Here is a 13,257-nt window from a genome sequence, read left to right on the forward strand (position 1 = left end):
CCATTGCGCGTCGGTCAGGTCGAACCGCCTCGTCACCGCTAGGGTGGCCACGAGGTCTCCGGTTATGGGTTCTTCTTGGTCGATGAACCATCTACGGGATCCGCCGTAGACCGCCTCCACCTCCCCACCCCGCCCAACGCCCGCCTGACAATTCCATCCCGCTTCCCGATCCCGTGACCGCGTGTCGATGGAGTGACCGGGTCCGGTCACGCAAGGTTCCGGTGCCCGGCCGGCGGGGTCAGTACTCCAGTTCGGGACGCAACGGCCCGCCGACCGCATGGAGATGGCGCAGCGCCTGCGCGTAGGACTGGAGGAGACCGGTCTCGCAATAGGTGATGCCGTGGCGTTCGCTGAAGGTGCGCACCAGCGTCTGCGCGCGGCGCAGGTTGGGCCGCGGCATGGACGGGAACAGGTGGTGCTCGATCTGGTAGTTCAGCCCGCCGAGCGCGAGATCGGTGATCCGGCCACCGCGGATGTTGCGCGCGGTCAGGATCTGCCGACGCAGGAAGTCCGTCTTGTCGTTCCTGCCGAGCATCGGCATGCCCTTGTGGTTGGGGGCGAAAGAACAGCCCAGGTACAGGCCGAACAGGCCCTGCTGGAGGAGGAGGAAGCCCACGGCCTGCAGTGGAGGGAGTACCCAGAACAGGGCGGTGAGATATCCGCCGGTGTGGGCAAGCAGCAGACCGCCCTCGGCCAGGCGGGCCCTGCCCGGCCCGCGCGCGGTGGCCGTGCCGCCGAACAGGGCGCGGACCCCCGAGAGATGCAGGTGGAATCCTTCCAGCAGCAGCATCGGGAAGAACAGCCATGCCTGGTGCCGGGCCAGCCAGGCGCCGGGGCCGTGCCGGGCCCGAGCGCTTTCGCGGGTGAAGGTGAGTGCTCCGGTCGCGATGTCGGGATCGCGGTCGATCTGATTGGGGTGGGCGTGATGCCGGTTGTGCTTGGAGATCCACCACTCGTAGCTGAGCCCGACCAGCAGGTTGCCGTGCAGCCGCCCCAGCAGCTCGTTCACCCGTTTGGAGCCGGATATCTGCTGGTGGCCCGCGTCGTGCCCGAGGAAGGCGGTCTGCGTGAAGGCGACTGCAAGGAACGCCGCCACTGCCAGTTGCCACCAGGACGGTCCGATCAGGGCGAAGGCCGCCCAACCGGCCGCCAGCAGGACGAGATTTGAGACGATCTTGACGGTGTAGTAGCCCGGCCGCCGGGCCAGCAGCCCGGCCCGCTTCACCTCGCGGGACAGCAGCGCGTAGTCGCTGCCCCGCGGAACCGCTTCGCCACGGCCCTGGGCGGGGGCACCGCCGGGGGCCGGAGCGTCCGTGGTCGCGCTTGTGGTCACACTGTCTTCTTCCATTCGGGCGAGCATTCCCGAGAGGGCACGCCTGTCACTTCCAGTGGAACCTGCTGGCCTGGGATGCCGACACAGGCGATCTGAGCAGGGCTGATCGGCAGAGCTGATCGCCGGGCGGCCGTGGGCCGGTAAGCCCGGGTGCCGTCGGCCGTCACCGGCGTGAACCACGATGGCTGCCGGTGTTCGGCGCCCGTCGACGCTGTTCGGGAGGCTGTGGGACGCTGGGGCCGGGGTGTGGCCATCCGGTCGCTTCGGACAGTGGGGCGGTGAGCGGCGATACCGACGGCGGGCGAGGCGCGGGCGGCCCGGTTGTGGGCGTTGGTCGCCGGGTGCGCGGACGGAGAGACGGTGTCCCCCGCGCACGTGTGCCAGGCGGCCGTGGCGGCGGTAGGGGTGGACGGGGCGGCGGTGTCGGTGGCGACCCGGCCGGACCGGCGGCAGCAGGCGTACGCCACCGACGCGGTGGCCGCGCTCCTGGAGGAGCAGCAGTTCACCCTGGGGGAGGGGCCGGGCATCGAGGCCGGTGCCTCCGGAGGCCAGGTGCTGGTCGCCGATGTCTCCTCGCCGGCCGGCGCCTCCCGGTGGCCGGTGTTCGCGCCGGTGGCCACGGCGGCCGGGGTACGGGCGATGTTCGCCTTCCCGCTGCAGGTGGGGGCGATCCGGCTGGGCACCCTCACCCTGTACCGGGTCAGGCCGGGACCGCTGACCGCGGAGCAGGTCGCCGACGCCGTGACGCTGTGCCGGACGGCGGTGGCGGTGATGCTGGCCGCGGGCCGGACCTCGCCGGACGGTGCGGCCTCGGACCAGGGGGCGTGGCCGCTGGGCGGGCCGGGCGAGGGCAGGATCGAGGTGTACCAGGCGACCGGGATGGTCGCCGTCCAGCTCGGTGTCGGTCTGCAGGACGCGTTCGCGGCGCTGCGTGCCCGCGCGTTCACCGACGGTGTCCCGCTGGCGGGGCTGGCCCGCCAGGTGGTGGACCGGCGGTTGCGGTTCCACCCCGACGATCTTCCCGACGGCTGACGGCACGATGGATCGGCACGCTGACCACTGCGGTCTGCAAGAGACGACGTCACACGACAGGACCCCCAGCCACTGGGCCGAGGAAATGGATTGAGCAGCCATGCCACAGCAACAACGACTCGCTGAGGTGTTCGTCGAGCTGGCCGACACCCTGGTGGTCGATTTCGATCTCATCGAGTTCCTGCACCGGCTGGCCGAACGCTGCGTGGAACTGCTGGAGGTAGAGGCGGCCGGGATCCTTCTCACCGACCAGGCCGACGAGCTGCAGGTGATCGCCGCCTCCACCGAACAGACCCGGCTGCTGGAGTTGTTCCAGCTCCAGTCCCGGCAGGGCCCCTGCCTGGACTGCTTCGCCACCGGCCGTCCCGTCAGGGTCGCCGACCTGGCCGCCGAGGCCTCCCGGTGGCCGCTGTTCAGCGCCGCGGCCCTCGACGCGGGTTACGGCGGGGTGGTGGCGCTGCCGATGCGGATGCGAGAGCGGATCATCGGCGCGATGAACCTGTTCACCGCCCCCTCTACGGTCCTGGCCGTCGACGAGGCCACCACGGTCCAGTCGCTGGGGCAGGCGATGGCCGACGTGGCCACCATCGGCATCCTGGGCGAACGCGCAGCCCGCGAACATCAACTGCTGTCCCAGCAACTGCAGATCGCGCTCAACACCCGTGTGCTCATCGAGCAGGCCAAGGGCATGCTCGCCGAACGCCACCAGACCTCACTCGATCAGGCCTTCGCCGCTCTGCGCGCCCAGGCCCGCAACACCAACCGCAAACTCGCCGACCTCGCACAGGCCGTCATCGACGACGACCCCGCCGTGGCGGGCTTCCTGCACCGGCAGCACGATCCCGGCCGCCCCGTCGACAACGGTTGACCGCGGAACGGTGACGGCAAGGCGGCGACGAGCACGCGGAACGCCGGCCCGCTCGGCGGCCCACGCGGCGGATGCCTCCACACGGACGGAGCGCTGTGCAAGGTCAGCCGTCGGGGGCGGCTTCCGGGCGCTGCGCCGTCCGGTCGTCACGTCGGCGCAAGGCCGCCAACGCGTCCGCCGGCTCCGGATGCAGGGCGATGACGTCGTCGATGCCGGTAATGCGAAGAACGCGGTCGACCCGCCCTGCGGCTACGGCCAGGCTCAGGACCAGCCGCTGATCGCGGGCGTGCTTGAAGGCCTTGACCAGGGCCGTGATGCCGCCGGCGTCGCAGAACCTGAGGCGGGTGAGGTCGATGACCACACCGCTGCTCGGGGCGGTTCCGGCGTGACCGGCGGACGCGCTGGTGATGATGGTGCTGAGCCGGACGGCCAGCCAGTCGCTGTTGGAAGCGTCGATCTCGCCGGCGAGGGCCAGCAGCATCGCGGTCGACCCGGCACCGCACTCCACGTCCGTCCGCCGGAGACTGACCTGCGCCCCGGCTCGGCCGCGGTCGCCGGCCGTGGTGTCCGGAATCGCTCTTGTTTCCGGTGGAACCGAGGATGGGGGCGAGGATTCGAATGCCGTCATGGCAGCCCTCCCTGGAGCGTACGCATTTACGCCGCCAGGGTCTGGAGCGGCCCGACAGACGGCTACCGCCGTCACACGCAGCATAGGCCGCCCACGACCGGCGGTCTAACCCTGCGGTCGTGTCCGCACCTTTCCGGCCCGTGGCAGGTAAGGAGAGGCGGTGGGAGGACCGCGCCGGGACGGAGAAAGCGCGTACTCGCGCACGGCGATCGACCGGCAGCCGTGCTCGTGCCTGAACTCGTCCGCGCACGCCGAGGAAGGGACGGGAGTGACCGCGATGCCGGAAATCACGCCGGATGCCGCCGGTTGGCAGCGCCGGGATCTCGGGGAGGCCGGTGAGGGCAGGAGGCGGCCGCTCGCCCGGACCGGCGGTCGAGCGTTGGGCGCGCGCTGATGGGGGAAGAAGGGCCGTGTGGGAGTGGTCGGCCGGATGGACGCCTATCAGAGGCGGCATCGCTGGGCGGGTCTGCCGCTGGCGGTGGTGTACAAGTTCGTGGACGACCAGGGCGCGTATCTCACGGCGTTGATCACCTATTACGGGTTCGTGTCGTTGTTTCCGCTGCTGCTGCTGCTTGTCACCGGGCTGGGGTTCGCGCTGGAGGGCAACCCGGGGCTGCAGCAACGCGTACTGGATTCGGCGCTTGCGCAGTTCCCGGTCCTCGGGGACCAGATCGGCGCGAACATCCATTCCTTCCACGGCAGCATCCTGGCTCTGGCCACGGGTGTTGTAGGCAGCCTCTACGGCGGCTTGGGCGTCGTACAGGCCACGCAGAACGCCTTGAACAAAATGTGGGGAGTGCCGCGCAACTCCCGGCCGAACCCCATCGCCGCCAGAGTGCGCAGCTTGGCGCTGCTGGCGGTCGGCGGCGCGGTGATCCTGGTGACCACGCTGCTGTCGGCGGTGACCGCATCCGGTGGCGTCTTCGGTGCCGGCGCCGGTGTGCGGGCGGCGGCGATCCTGGTGGCCGTCGCCGTCAACGTCGTGCTGTTCACCGTCGCGTTCCGGGTGCTGACCGCCCGGCGGCTCACCATCGCGCAGGTCCGGACGGGGGCGCTCACCGCGGCGCTGGTCTGGCAGGTCATTCAGTGGGCCGGCGCGTTCCTGCTCGGCCACATGCTCAAGGACGCCAGCGCCACCTACGGCATGTTCGGCATCGTCCTCGGCCTGCTGACGTGGATCTATCTGGGCGCGGCCACCTTCGTGCTGAGCGCCGAGATCAACGTCGTCCTTGAGCGGCGGTTGTGGCCGCGCAGCCTGCTGACGCCCTTCACCGACAACGTCGAGCTGACAGCCGGGGACCGGCGCGCCTACACCTCCTACGCCGAGACCGAACGTCACAAAGGCTTCGAGAACGTCGACGTGGAGTTCGACCCGCCTCGACGCGACGACCCGGACTGACGTCCGGGCCCCGCGCCGGGCCGCGTCAGCGGCGGGCGAGCCGGCGTCCGCCGCCGGTGACGGGCCGGTAGTCCAGGCCGTAGTGCCGGAAGACGGCGACGCCGAGGCGGTCCCGGTGGAACAGGTGCGAGGCGCCCCCGCTGGGGGCCAGTGCAGCGCGGTCGATGCCCGCGTCCAACCGTCCGTCGATGAGTTGCTGATACTGCTCGGGGACGCCGGCCTCCACTGGTGGATCACCAGATGTGCTCGCGAGCCGCCGGGAATTGAGCACCATCACCCCGGGCGACGCCCGTGGCGGCGCACCGCACCGGACCGATGCCGGAGGGCGCGTGCGGGGCAGCGACTACGCGGTGCTGTCACGGCAGGTGAAGCGGGCCGGTCTGCTGGTGCGGCGTCCCGGCTGCTAAGGGGTGAAGGCCGCGACGAACCTGCTGTTCCCCGCCGCGAGCCGGGGCGTGCCGTTCAGCACGAACGGCTCGGCTGCTGCTCCGATGACTCACCGCACCCGCACGCGTGAGCGCACTACGAGACCGACCATCCACTCGCCGCCGCGATGGAGCCGGGATCGATGTGGAGATGGTGCTACGTCCACGAACGTCCTGTCTGACACTGCCGTTACTTGTGAATGGCTGCTGGGCCAGTTGCTGGACTGGGCGCACGACCTGCCGCCCCGGCTCATCGGCCGACATCCGGGGGAATGGTGCACCGGCGCCGGGCTCGACTTCGGTGGCCGCAAGGTCGGCAACACTGGAGTTGGTCTACTACGGACCCGCCGCCGGCGGCGAGCGCCGACTTGCCCGCCGACCGCCGGCAACGCCAGGCTGCGGACCGTGGCGGTGATCGGGTGACAGACCCGTCCAGCGATGGATGAACCTTCGCTCAGGCGACGGCGCCAGCGCGGGCCCGTCAGACCGCGGCCGGTTCCAGCGCCGGAGGCAGAGGTTGCTTGAGCGCTCGAGGCAGGGTCGAGTAGGTTCGGAGGCCGTACTCCAGGACGGCGTCTTCCAGGATCCTCGCCACGTGCGAGCGAGGGGAGGCCAGACGCATCGAGACGCCCAGGGCCAGAGCACGGTGCCACACACTGATCAGAGCGGAGATTCCGGCCGCGTCGCAGAACCACAGCTGCGACAGGTCCAGGACCAGCATCCGCTGCCCGGGGTGAAGCAGCGCCAGTAGCCGGTCGCACAGCGCGGGCGCGGTCACCAGGTCGAGTTCGCCTTGCAGGGCGGCGACGGTGAACGAAGGCCGACGCACGACCGACAGCACAACCCGCGGATGGATGTCGGTATGGCCTTGAGCCGTATAAGTGGTGTTCATGGCGTCGCTCCGATCACGCAGCGGATAGCGCGCGTGCGGGTCGGTGGCGCGTTGACCAGCGGACGCGCTGCAACCCACGGTACGCCGCAAACCGCCTGATCGAGGGCAACGACCTGCAAAGTCGCCTGAACGCGGATGCGCACCGGAGCTGGTGCGTGTGATGGGCCTATCTGTGATGTACCCCTACGGGGTCCGCACCAGACCGGCTCCAGCCCCCACGCGCCACCCAACGCCTGCCTAACCATCCCATCCCGCTTCCCGATCCCGTGACCGTCAGGTCCGCTCCCGCGAATACCGTGTAGCGCTTCGCGACCAGTCATCGGTCGATCCTCTCTTCACAGACCACGGCGGTTCCGGCTCTGCCGCCTGAGAGCCGGGCCGCAGGACCGTTCCGGGATATGCCGGACGAGTCGGCGGCTGGCCGCCCCTGCGTCCGCTACGCCTACTCAGCCTCTGGCGACCTCGGGTTCCAGAACGCCTTGAACAAGATCTGGGGCGTGCCGCGCAACTCGCGACCGAACCCGATCGCCGCCAGGGTGCGCAGTCTGGTGTTGCTGGCGGTCGGCGGCGGGGTGGTCCTGGCTACCACGCTGCTGTCGGCGGTGACCGCGTCCGGTGGCGTCTTCGGTGCCGGCGTGCGGGCGGGCGCCATCGTGGTGGCGGTCGCCATCAACGTCGTGCTGTTCACGGTGACGTTCCGGGCGCTGACCGCGCGGCCGCTCACCGTTGCGCAGGTCCGGACGGGGGGCGATCGTCTCGGCGCTTGTCTGGCAGGTGCTGCAGTGGGCCGGTGCGTTCCTGCTCGCCCACATGCTCAAGGGCGCGACCGCCACCTATGTCATGTTCGGTCTCGTGCTCGGCCCGCTGACGTGGATCTACCTGGGCCCGGTCGTCTTCGTGGTGGGAGTGGAGATCAACGTGGTGCGCGAGCGGCGGCTGTGGCCCCGCAGCCTGCTAACGCCCTTCACCGACAACGTCGAGCTGACCGCCGGGGACCGGCGCGCCTACGCTTCCATGCCGAGACCGAGCGCCACTAGGGGTTCGAGAACGTCGAAGTCGACTTCGACCGGCCCGCGGACGACGCGGACTGATGTCGGGGGCCCGGTTCCACGCGGATGGTCAGCGAAGCGGCCGTTTGCGCCTGGTCGAGCGCACCCCGAGGAACGCCAGATCGGCGACGAGAACGATGATGCCGATGATCAGCAGGTAGAACAGGCCGTGGACGAGAATGCCGAGGATGCCCAGCACCAGCGCGGCGATGATTACTACGAGGACGAAGACCATCATGTGCCTTCACTCCTTCGGCCGGGGTTCGGGCGCTCAGCGGCGGGCGAGCTGGCGCTCGCCGCCGGCGCCGGGTTCGTAGTGCAGGCCGTAGTGCCGGAAGACGGCCTCCTCGTCCTCGGCGGGCAGCACGTCGTCGGTGCCGATCGCGGGACTGTGCTTGACCCGCGACCTGTCGTGGGCGACCCGCACGTAGCCGGGCCCGGCGGTCGCGCCTTCCAGGGGAACGAAGGCCAGGCGGTGCCGGGTGGGCAGGCCGATCCGCACGGTGGCCATGGCGGGTTCGTCGGTGCTGGTGTCGACGTAGACCGATTCCAGCGTGCCGATCTTGTGGCCGCCGGAGTCGAGGACGGCGCAGGTACGCCATTCCCTGATGTCGGCCATTTGGATCATTCGAACTCCTTCATTTTTCCGGTGGAAGCAGTTTCGCCCGGACGGCGGGGGATGTGCCGGAAACACCGGCCCGGCGCGGCGGCCGGTTCGTCCAGGCGTGGTTTGAGTTGCCGGTAGCGCTCCTCGGTCTCCTCGACGCCGAGGTCGAGAACGGCGGCGATCTGTTCGAAGCTCCGGCGCGCGGCTTGGGCAGTGTTGAGCAGGCGCGCCTCGGTCTGGTCCAGATTCAGGCGGACCGCGCTCAGCACCAGCAGTGCCGCGGCGACCTCGACCGGCTCGGGACTGTCGCCGTTCCCGCGCTGGGCCCGGTCGCCGGCGTCGATGACCGCGCCGATGGTGTCGCGGTCGGGCATCGCCCGCTCCCTGGACTGCCAGAGAAACTCGTCCACGCCGGTGGCGTGGCGGGAGGTCAGGAAGGCGCGCGCCTGCCGGACGGCATCCGGTGCGGGCGCGGGAAGGGCGACTGACACCACCACCGGCGAGGATGGAACGGCGTCCGCGCTTGAGGGCCGCTGCCCGTGGTCGCCCCGATCAGGCGCGCCGGGAGGGGGGCGGCATTTCGAGGTTCGGATCGCGGGGACCCGGTCTCGGACGGTCATGGGGCTCACTTCCTGTTCAGCAACCCAGCCAAAGGACTCGCTCACCACGGGTCGTCCTCGGTCCAGGGTCGCCGGCTCGGGGAGGAGCGGACGGCCCTGGACCAGCCGGGCGCAGCCCCCAGCGGTGACCGGCTGCTCCTCATTCAAGTCGGACGGCCTGATGCCGGGAAACAGGCAATGCGTGCACACGCCATCACTTGCACCGATGACCGCCGCCCGGAGCCCAAATGAATCCTGATCCCCTGTTCCCGCCCGCCTCCCGAAACAATCTCTTTAGAAAATTGCAAATATTCATGAATTCTCGGGTAGGATCAAATTATCCGGCAACGATGGCTTCCTCGTTCTGAGATTGTTCCGTCACACCGGCTCGCCCCCGAGAGGGGGAGTCATGCCGAATTCGTACGAGCCTCGCACCAGTAGCCGTCCGGGTGCGGGCTTCCAGCCCGGCCCCGGCTCGCCCGGTCAACGCAAGACCCGGCCGGCCGCGCAGGCGGTGAAGGTGACCCGCACCAGCGTGGCGTGGTCCGGGATGTGGGCCGTCGCGGTCATCTCGGCCGTCTTCATGGTGCTCGTGGTAAGCAACACCGGCGACACACGGATCTCCTTCGCCGGCATCAGCGGTGTCCTGCCGCTGGCTGTCGTGCTCCTGGCCGCGATGGCCGCCGGAAGTGCGGTCACCCTGATCCTGGGCACCGCCCGCCTCACCCAACTGCGGCCGCTGCCCCGCAAGCGCCTCCGATGAGGAACCGGCTCACCGCATCGATCGAAATCCAAGAGAAGGTGCCGGCCATGTGGACCACCACCGAACGCCGCACGACGATCAGCCTGTCACCACCCTCGACTCCACGGTTGCGGTTGCGCCCTGCGGCTCCTCCCGGCTCAGTGCGGACCGCGCTGGACGGTGCCTGGTGGCCCCGCTCGGCCGACCCGGTCGCGGAACTGCCGGGGCTGGTCCTGGCGCTGCAGGACCACGGCCCCGTCGACGACCACCGTCCCATCACCCACGTCCTGCTGCGGGTGGACGACTGGGACAGCCGGCCGCGCCGGCTGCGGATCGACGGCCCGGCCGACACCCGGGTGGTGCGGCTGAGCTGGTTCGACTCACTCCCCGCCGGGCTCCTCACCGCGATTCACGCCGACGGGCGGCGCGTCGACCTGCTCACCGTCCCGGTCTCCACGACCCGCGCCGAAGCCGAGGCGGTGATGGAACTGGCGTCCCACCCCGCCAACCATCTGCACACCGCCGGTCTGCTGGCCGCTCTCACGGAAGCGCCCGGCCGGGCGGGCACCCAGGACGACTCGGAGGACGCCTGGGAATCCGAGGGCGGACGCCTTAGAGGTGACCCGGCGACACGCTGATGCGACCCTGTCCCGGCCGGCCCGTCAGTGGGCCGCCCGGGCTCGGAACTTCCGCCCTCTCTCCGAACGGAGATCACCATGACCACCTTCACCACCACACCACCCCGCCCGCCGCCGCGGATCTCGCGCGGGGGCCCCGACGAGGTGCGGATGCCCGCCCACCGGCGTCCCGGTCACACCATCGTCGCACTGTCGGGCGCCTTGGACGGCGCCGCCGCCGCGGCGCTGCGCGAACACCTGATCGGAGCGTTGCGGCACAGCGGCCGCCTGCTGATCCTCGATCTGAGAGCGGTGACGTCCGCCGACGCGGCCGGACTGGCCGTGCTGATCGGCATCCGCCGCCGCGCCCACGGACTCGGCATCACCCTGCGCCTGGCCGCCCCCGGCCCGCAGGTCGCCGGACTGCTCCGCACCTCCGGGCTCGACCGCGCGCTCATCGTCCTGCCCGCCCCGGGCAGTCCGCGCCGGGCTCGCCGCATGACCGCCTTGGCGCCGGACACAAGAGCTGCGATATGACCAGACCGAGCCCGGTTCCGCGTCTCCGGCCCGCCTTGCGGCGCACATCCAGGTCCGGGCTCGTTCTCGAGCGGAGAGGACTGTGAGCGTCCCCGACGAGAACGACGTCGATGCCGCCGCGCGTCCCGGTCTGCGCACGGGCGAGTGGCGGTTGCCCGCCGGGAGGGCGGCGGCGGGACAGGTCCGCCGCACGGTTCACGATGCGCTGCGAGCGTGGGGGCTGGGGTCGGCAGCAGGGGACCTCAGTGACCAGTTGACGGCGCTCGTCCAAGACCTTCTCACCCGCACCGCCGCGCACGGCCCGCGCGATCTGCGGCTGGAACTGCGCGCATCCGCCCGCCTGCTGCTGGGCGAGGTCAGCGCCGCCGCATCCGCGCCGCCCGGGACCCCGTCGGGGGCCGCAGGCCATCCGCCCGATCAAGCGGACGGCCACGCGGACGGCCACGCGGACGGCCACGGCATCATCGCCCTGACGTATGGACGCCGGCCCTCCCGCAGGCGCGTCCGGTACATCCATTCCTTCGCCTGGTGGCAATGGGACCCAGCCGCCGACCGGTGATCCCTTCAGGAAACGACGACGGCGACCGCCGCGATGAGCACGCAGACGATCGCCACCGCGAGAACCATGCCGCCGATGAGTCCCATCACCAGCCGAAGGTATTCACTTTTCATGGTCATCGGGCACCCTCTGCCGTCTTTGCCGGGTGCGCGCTTCGTCGATGGCGTCCTGGCGGCTGCGGGCCGACCATCGCTTCGGACGCGGCCTTCCGCGCACGACCAGCGGAAGCAGCAGCAGGGCCACGCCGGCGACCATGAGGACAGCGCCCACCGCGTGCAGATCGATTCCGCTCACGGATCCGGTGACGGCGAAAACGAGAATCGCGCCGACCACGAGGAGGGCGATACCGCCTATCGGCATCACACGCCGCCCTTCGGTGAAAACACATCGATGAACCAGGCGTCTTTGCCCATGAGCGGAATCCTTGCACGAGCCGTGAATTCGGTCCGGATGCACCTTATGGTCATCGGGCTCGCATGCTCGTTTCAGCACCATTCAACCGCTCTCCGGCCGCAGGGGAAACAGCGGATTTCCGAAGGTCTCTTCTCTTCCGGAGATGACCGGTCGACGCAACCGGTCGGACCGAGCGCGCCGTTCACAGAAGCGCCACGCGTCTCCTGGGATCCGGGTGGCGAGTGGCGCCGCGTGTGCCGTTGCGGCACGGGGAGGGCGACAAGCTCACCGCCTCACCCCCCGGCCGGGCCCGGGAGGCTCGTGGTCACAGGAGTGGTCTGGTGAGGTGGTCGGCGGTTCCGCCGCGCCATTCGATGAGGAGGAGGGTGGCGTCGTCGCTGGTGATCCCGCCTCTTTCCCGCATGAGTGTGTGGGAGAGGTTCCGCACCATCTGCTGGACGGTCGCGCTGGCAGGGCCGACGCGTTCGATGGTGGCGATCAGGCGATCCTCGCCGAACAGCGTCCCGCCGGCGGTGTGCTCTTCGATGAGGCCGTCTGTGTAGGCCAGGACCCGGTCGCCGGGGCGGAGCTGGCGGTGGTTGATCCGGGGGGTGGAGCCGCCGAAGCCGACAGGGAGTGTGCCGTGGCCTTCGAGGGCGCAGATGACCTTGTGGTCGCGGATCAGCATGGGTGCGGGGTGGCCGGCGTTGACCCATCGCAGGTGGCCCGTCCCGATGTTGAGGCGCATCATCTGCGCGGTGACGAAGTGGTCGGGGCCGAACTGGGTGTCGATGGCGGTGTCCATGAACGCGTACAACTCGGCGAGGCCCGCTTCGGCGCGTCTGGCGTGCCGGTAGGCGCCCACGGCGACGGTGGCCAGCACCGCGGCGTTCAGACCGTGGCCCATCGCATCGATCATGGCCAGGTGCAGGACGTCGTCGTTGAGGGCGTAGTCGAGGCTGTCGCCGGCGACGTCGTAGGCGGGTTCGAGGATTCCGGCGACGGCGACCTGCGGCGTCGTCATGGTGAGCGGGGGCAGCAGTGACCACTGGATCTCCGCGGGCACGCTCACCGGCGCGCGCCGCCGTGCCCGCAGGAACTGGTCGGTGTAGTGGTTCTTGGTCACCAGCATGTCGGCGACCAGGCCCGCGAGCCGCCGCAGCAGCCGGCGGTCGTCGTCGTCGACCTTGTCCAAGGTCAACGACATCACGCCGATCTCGTCGCTGCCGTCCAGCAGCGGCAGGAACATCCGCACACCGTCGGGCCGTGACTGTTCGACGGTGGTCTCCAACAGGAAAGCGCGCCCGGCCGCAGACCCCTCCAGCGGCAGCGGTTCACCGTCGGTGAGGCCGCGGCCGGGCAGCGGCACTAGCGTCAGCTGGGCGTAGTCCTGCAACAGGATCGAGACGTCCCGGCCGCCGATCGCGCGGACCTCCTCGGCCACCAGCGGGGCGATGAGCTGCGGCGGCATCTCGTGCGCCCGGTCCAGCAACTGTCCCAGCAGCCGCTCACCGAAGCCTTCGCTGCGATCCACCGCTTCCGCGGGCCCGTTCGGTTCCCCCATGCCCGTCTATGTG

17 protein-coding genes and 1 pseudogene are annotated in these 13,257 nt (G+C 70.2%); 8 read left to right on the top strand and 10 right to left on the bottom strand.

Translation table 11 applies throughout. The features are described from left to right. Nucleotides 1–238: 238 nt before the first annotated feature. Nucleotides 239–1,348, bottom strand: coding sequence for a fatty acid desaturase family protein (locus tag ACGFI1_RS42385; RefSeq protein ID WP_392793323.1), 1,110 nt, complete (start codon nucleotides 1,346–1,348; stop codon nucleotides 239–241). Nucleotides 1,349–1,693: 345 nt separating this feature from the next. On the opposite strand from ACGFI1_RS42385, the gene ACGFI1_RS42390 reads away from it, so the two are divergent. Together ACGFI1_RS42390 and ACGFI1_RS42395 are read left to right on the top strand one after the other, a co-directional pair. Continuing rightward, a complete protein-coding gene (locus tag ACGFI1_RS42390; protein ID WP_392793324.1) occupies nucleotides 1,694–2,365 on the top strand; it encodes a GAF domain-containing protein in 672 nt (223 codons plus the stop codon). A gap of 100 nt (nucleotides 2,366–2,465) precedes the next feature. Next, complete coding sequence (locus ACGFI1_RS42395; RefSeq protein WP_392793326.1) at nucleotides 2,466–3,233, top strand: GAF and ANTAR domain-containing protein; 768 nt, start codon at nucleotides 2,466–2,468, stop codon at nucleotides 3,231–3,233. A 103-nt stretch (nucleotides 3,234–3,336) separates the two neighbouring features. Here ACGFI1_RS42395 and ACGFI1_RS42400 read toward each other — a convergent pair whose 3' ends face one another. Further along, complete coding sequence (locus ACGFI1_RS42400; RefSeq protein ID WP_392793327.1) at nucleotides 3,337–3,861, bottom strand: STAS domain-containing protein; 525 nt, start codon at nucleotides 3,859–3,861, stop codon at nucleotides 3,337–3,339. 430 nt (nucleotides 3,862–4,291) lie between these two features. On the opposite strand from ACGFI1_RS42400, the gene ACGFI1_RS42405 reads away from it, so the two are divergent. Continuing rightward, complete coding sequence (locus ACGFI1_RS42405) at nucleotides 4,292–5,260, top strand: YihY/virulence factor BrkB family protein (protein ID WP_392793329.1); 969 nt, start codon at nucleotides 4,292–4,294, stop codon at nucleotides 5,258–5,260. 25 nt (nucleotides 5,261–5,285) lie between these two features. Here ACGFI1_RS42405 and ACGFI1_RS42410 read toward each other — a convergent pair whose 3' ends face one another. The 3 genes from ACGFI1_RS42410 to ACGFI1_RS42420 all read right to left on the bottom strand — a co-directional run bounded on the left by ACGFI1_RS42410 (nucleotide 5,286) and on the right by ACGFI1_RS42420 (nucleotide 7,265). Further along, the gene (locus tag ACGFI1_RS42410) at nucleotides 5,286–5,534 is read right to left on the bottom strand and encodes a hypothetical protein (RefSeq protein WP_392793331.1); all 249 of its coding nucleotides are present in this window, start codon (nucleotides 5,532–5,534) and stop codon (nucleotides 5,286–5,288) included. A gap of 632 nt (nucleotides 5,535–6,166) precedes the next feature. Beyond that, a complete protein-coding gene (locus ACGFI1_RS42415) occupies nucleotides 6,167–6,577 on the bottom strand; it encodes an STAS domain-containing protein (protein WP_392793333.1) in 411 nt (136 codons plus the stop codon). A gap of 442 nt (nucleotides 6,578–7,019) precedes the next feature. Continuing rightward, a complete protein-coding gene (locus ACGFI1_RS42420; RefSeq protein WP_392793335.1) occupies nucleotides 7,020–7,265 on the bottom strand; it encodes a hypothetical protein in 246 nt (81 codons plus the stop codon). A 32-nt stretch (nucleotides 7,266–7,297) separates the two neighbouring features. Between ACGFI1_RS42420 and ACGFI1_RS42425 the strand changes: the two are divergent. After that, nucleotides 7,298–7,501 (top strand): annotated as a pseudogene (locus ACGFI1_RS42425) (YhjD/YihY/BrkB family envelope integrity protein); the annotation flags it as partial. 195 nt (nucleotides 7,502–7,696) lie between these two features. Here the strand turns inward: ACGFI1_RS42425 and ACGFI1_RS42430 are convergent. The 3 genes from ACGFI1_RS42430 to ACGFI1_RS42440 are packed head-to-tail and all read right to left on the bottom strand — an operon-like array spanning nucleotide 7,697 to nucleotide 8,607. Then, a complete protein-coding gene (locus tag ACGFI1_RS42430) occupies nucleotides 7,697–7,864 on the bottom strand; it encodes a hypothetical protein (RefSeq protein ID WP_392793336.1) in 168 nt (55 codons plus the stop codon). A 33-nt stretch (nucleotides 7,865–7,897) separates the two neighbouring features. After that, nucleotides 7,898–8,254 carry a PRC-barrel domain-containing protein gene (locus ACGFI1_RS42435; RefSeq protein ID WP_392793338.1) on the bottom strand — a complete coding sequence of 119 codons (357 nt, stop codon included), beginning with the start codon at nucleotides 8,252–8,254 and terminating at the stop codon, nucleotides 7,898–7,900. Then, nucleotides 8,251–8,607, bottom strand: coding sequence for a hypothetical protein (locus ACGFI1_RS42440; RefSeq protein WP_392793339.1), 357 nt, complete (start codon nucleotides 8,605–8,607; stop codon nucleotides 8,251–8,253). The genes ACGFI1_RS42435 and ACGFI1_RS42440 overlap by 4 nt, the downstream gene beginning before the upstream one ends. 634 nt (nucleotides 8,608–9,241) lie before the next feature. Here ACGFI1_RS42440 and ACGFI1_RS42445 point away from each other — a divergent pair. The 4 genes from ACGFI1_RS42445 to ACGFI1_RS42460 all read left to right on the top strand — a co-directional run bounded on the left by ACGFI1_RS42445 (nucleotide 9,242) and on the right by ACGFI1_RS42460 (nucleotide 11,287). Next, nucleotides 9,242–9,595 (top strand): hypothetical protein, encoded by a 354-nt coding sequence (locus ACGFI1_RS42445; protein ID WP_392793341.1) that lies wholly within the window; start codon nucleotides 9,242–9,244, stop codon nucleotides 9,593–9,595. A 47-nt stretch (nucleotides 9,596–9,642) separates the two neighbouring features. Continuing rightward, nucleotides 9,643–10,212 carry a DUF5994 family protein gene (locus tag ACGFI1_RS42450; RefSeq protein ID WP_392793343.1) on the top strand — a complete coding sequence of 190 codons (570 nt, stop codon included), beginning with the start codon at nucleotides 9,643–9,645 and terminating at the stop codon, nucleotides 10,210–10,212. Nucleotides 10,213–10,290: 78 nt separating this feature from the next. Then, nucleotides 10,291–10,728 (top strand): STAS domain-containing protein, encoded by a 438-nt coding sequence (locus ACGFI1_RS42455; RefSeq protein WP_392793345.1) that lies wholly within the window; start codon nucleotides 10,291–10,293, stop codon nucleotides 10,726–10,728. A gap of 82 nt (nucleotides 10,729–10,810) precedes the next feature. Then, a complete protein-coding gene (locus ACGFI1_RS42460) occupies nucleotides 10,811–11,287 on the top strand; it encodes a hypothetical protein (protein WP_392793347.1) in 477 nt (158 codons plus the stop codon). A gap of 102 nt (nucleotides 11,288–11,389) precedes the next feature. On the opposite strand, the gene ACGFI1_RS42465 is transcribed toward ACGFI1_RS42460, so the two are convergent. Together ACGFI1_RS42465 and ACGFI1_RS42470 are read right to left on the bottom strand one after the other, a co-directional pair. Then, nucleotides 11,390–11,647 (bottom strand): DUF6458 family protein, encoded by a 258-nt coding sequence (locus ACGFI1_RS42465; RefSeq protein WP_392793428.1) that lies wholly within the window; start codon nucleotides 11,645–11,647, stop codon nucleotides 11,390–11,392. Between the two features lie 358 nt (nucleotides 11,648–12,005). Continuing rightward, on the bottom strand, nucleotides 12,006–13,214 hold the full coding sequence (locus ACGFI1_RS42470; RefSeq protein WP_392793348.1) for a PP2C family protein-serine/threonine phosphatase: 1,209 nt from the start codon (nucleotides 13,212–13,214) through the stop codon (nucleotides 12,006–12,008). Between the last annotated feature and the right edge of the window lie 43 nt (nucleotides 13,215–13,257).

This window comes from Actinomadura geliboluensis, from assembly GCF_043197915.1.
Taxonomy (GTDB): domain Bacteria; phylum Actinomycetota; class Actinomycetes; order Streptosporangiales; family Streptosporangiaceae; genus Spirillospora; species Spirillospora geliboluensis.

Bases quoted from the DNA above. Each gene is read 5' to 3' on its own strand.
- ACGFI1_RS42410 (WP_392793331.1), bottom strand. From the start codon at position 5,534: ATGGTGCTCAATTCCCGGCGGCTCGCGAGCACATCTGGTGATCCACCA.
- ACGFI1_RS42430 (WP_392793336.1), bottom strand. From the start codon at position 7,864: ATGATGGTCTTCGTCCTCGTAGTAATCATCGCCGCGCTGGTGCTGGGC.
- ACGFI1_RS42445 (WP_392793341.1), top strand. From the start codon at position 9,242: ATGCCGAATTCGTACGAGCCTCGCACCAGTAGCCGTCCGGGTGCGGGC.
- ACGFI1_RS42450 (WP_392793343.1), top strand. From the start codon at position 9,643: ATGTGGACCACCACCGAACGCCGCACGACGATCAGCCTGTCACCACCC.
- ACGFI1_RS42435 (WP_392793338.1), bottom strand. From the start codon at position 8,254: ATGATCCAAATGGCCGACATCAGGGAATGGCGTACCTGCGCCGTCCTC.
- ACGFI1_RS42415 (WP_392793333.1), bottom strand. From the start codon at position 6,577: ATGAACACCACTTATACGGCTCAAGGCCATACCGACATCCATCCGCGG.
- ACGFI1_RS42465 (WP_392793428.1), bottom strand. From the start codon at position 11,647: ATGCCGATAGGCGGTATCGCCCTCCTCGTGGTCGGCGCGATTCTCGTT.
- ACGFI1_RS42405 (WP_392793329.1), top strand. From the start codon at position 4,292: ATGGACGCCTATCAGAGGCGGCATCGCTGGGCGGGTCTGCCGCTGGCG.
- ACGFI1_RS42455 (WP_392793345.1), top strand. From the start codon at position 10,291: ATGACCACCTTCACCACCACACCACCCCGCCCGCCGCCGCGGATCTCG.
- ACGFI1_RS42385 (WP_392793323.1), bottom strand. From the start codon at position 1,348: ATGGAAGAAGACAGTGTGACCACAAGCGCGACCACGGACGCTCCGGCC.
- ACGFI1_RS42440 (WP_392793339.1), bottom strand. From the start codon at position 8,607: ATGCCCGACCGCGACACCATCGGCGCGGTCATCGACGCCGGCGACCGG.
- ACGFI1_RS42400 (WP_392793327.1), bottom strand. From the start codon at position 3,861: ATGACGGCATTCGAATCCTCGCCCCCATCCTCGGTTCCACCGGAAACA.
- ACGFI1_RS42395 (WP_392793326.1), top strand. From the start codon at position 2,466: ATGCCACAGCAACAACGACTCGCTGAGGTGTTCGTCGAGCTGGCCGAC.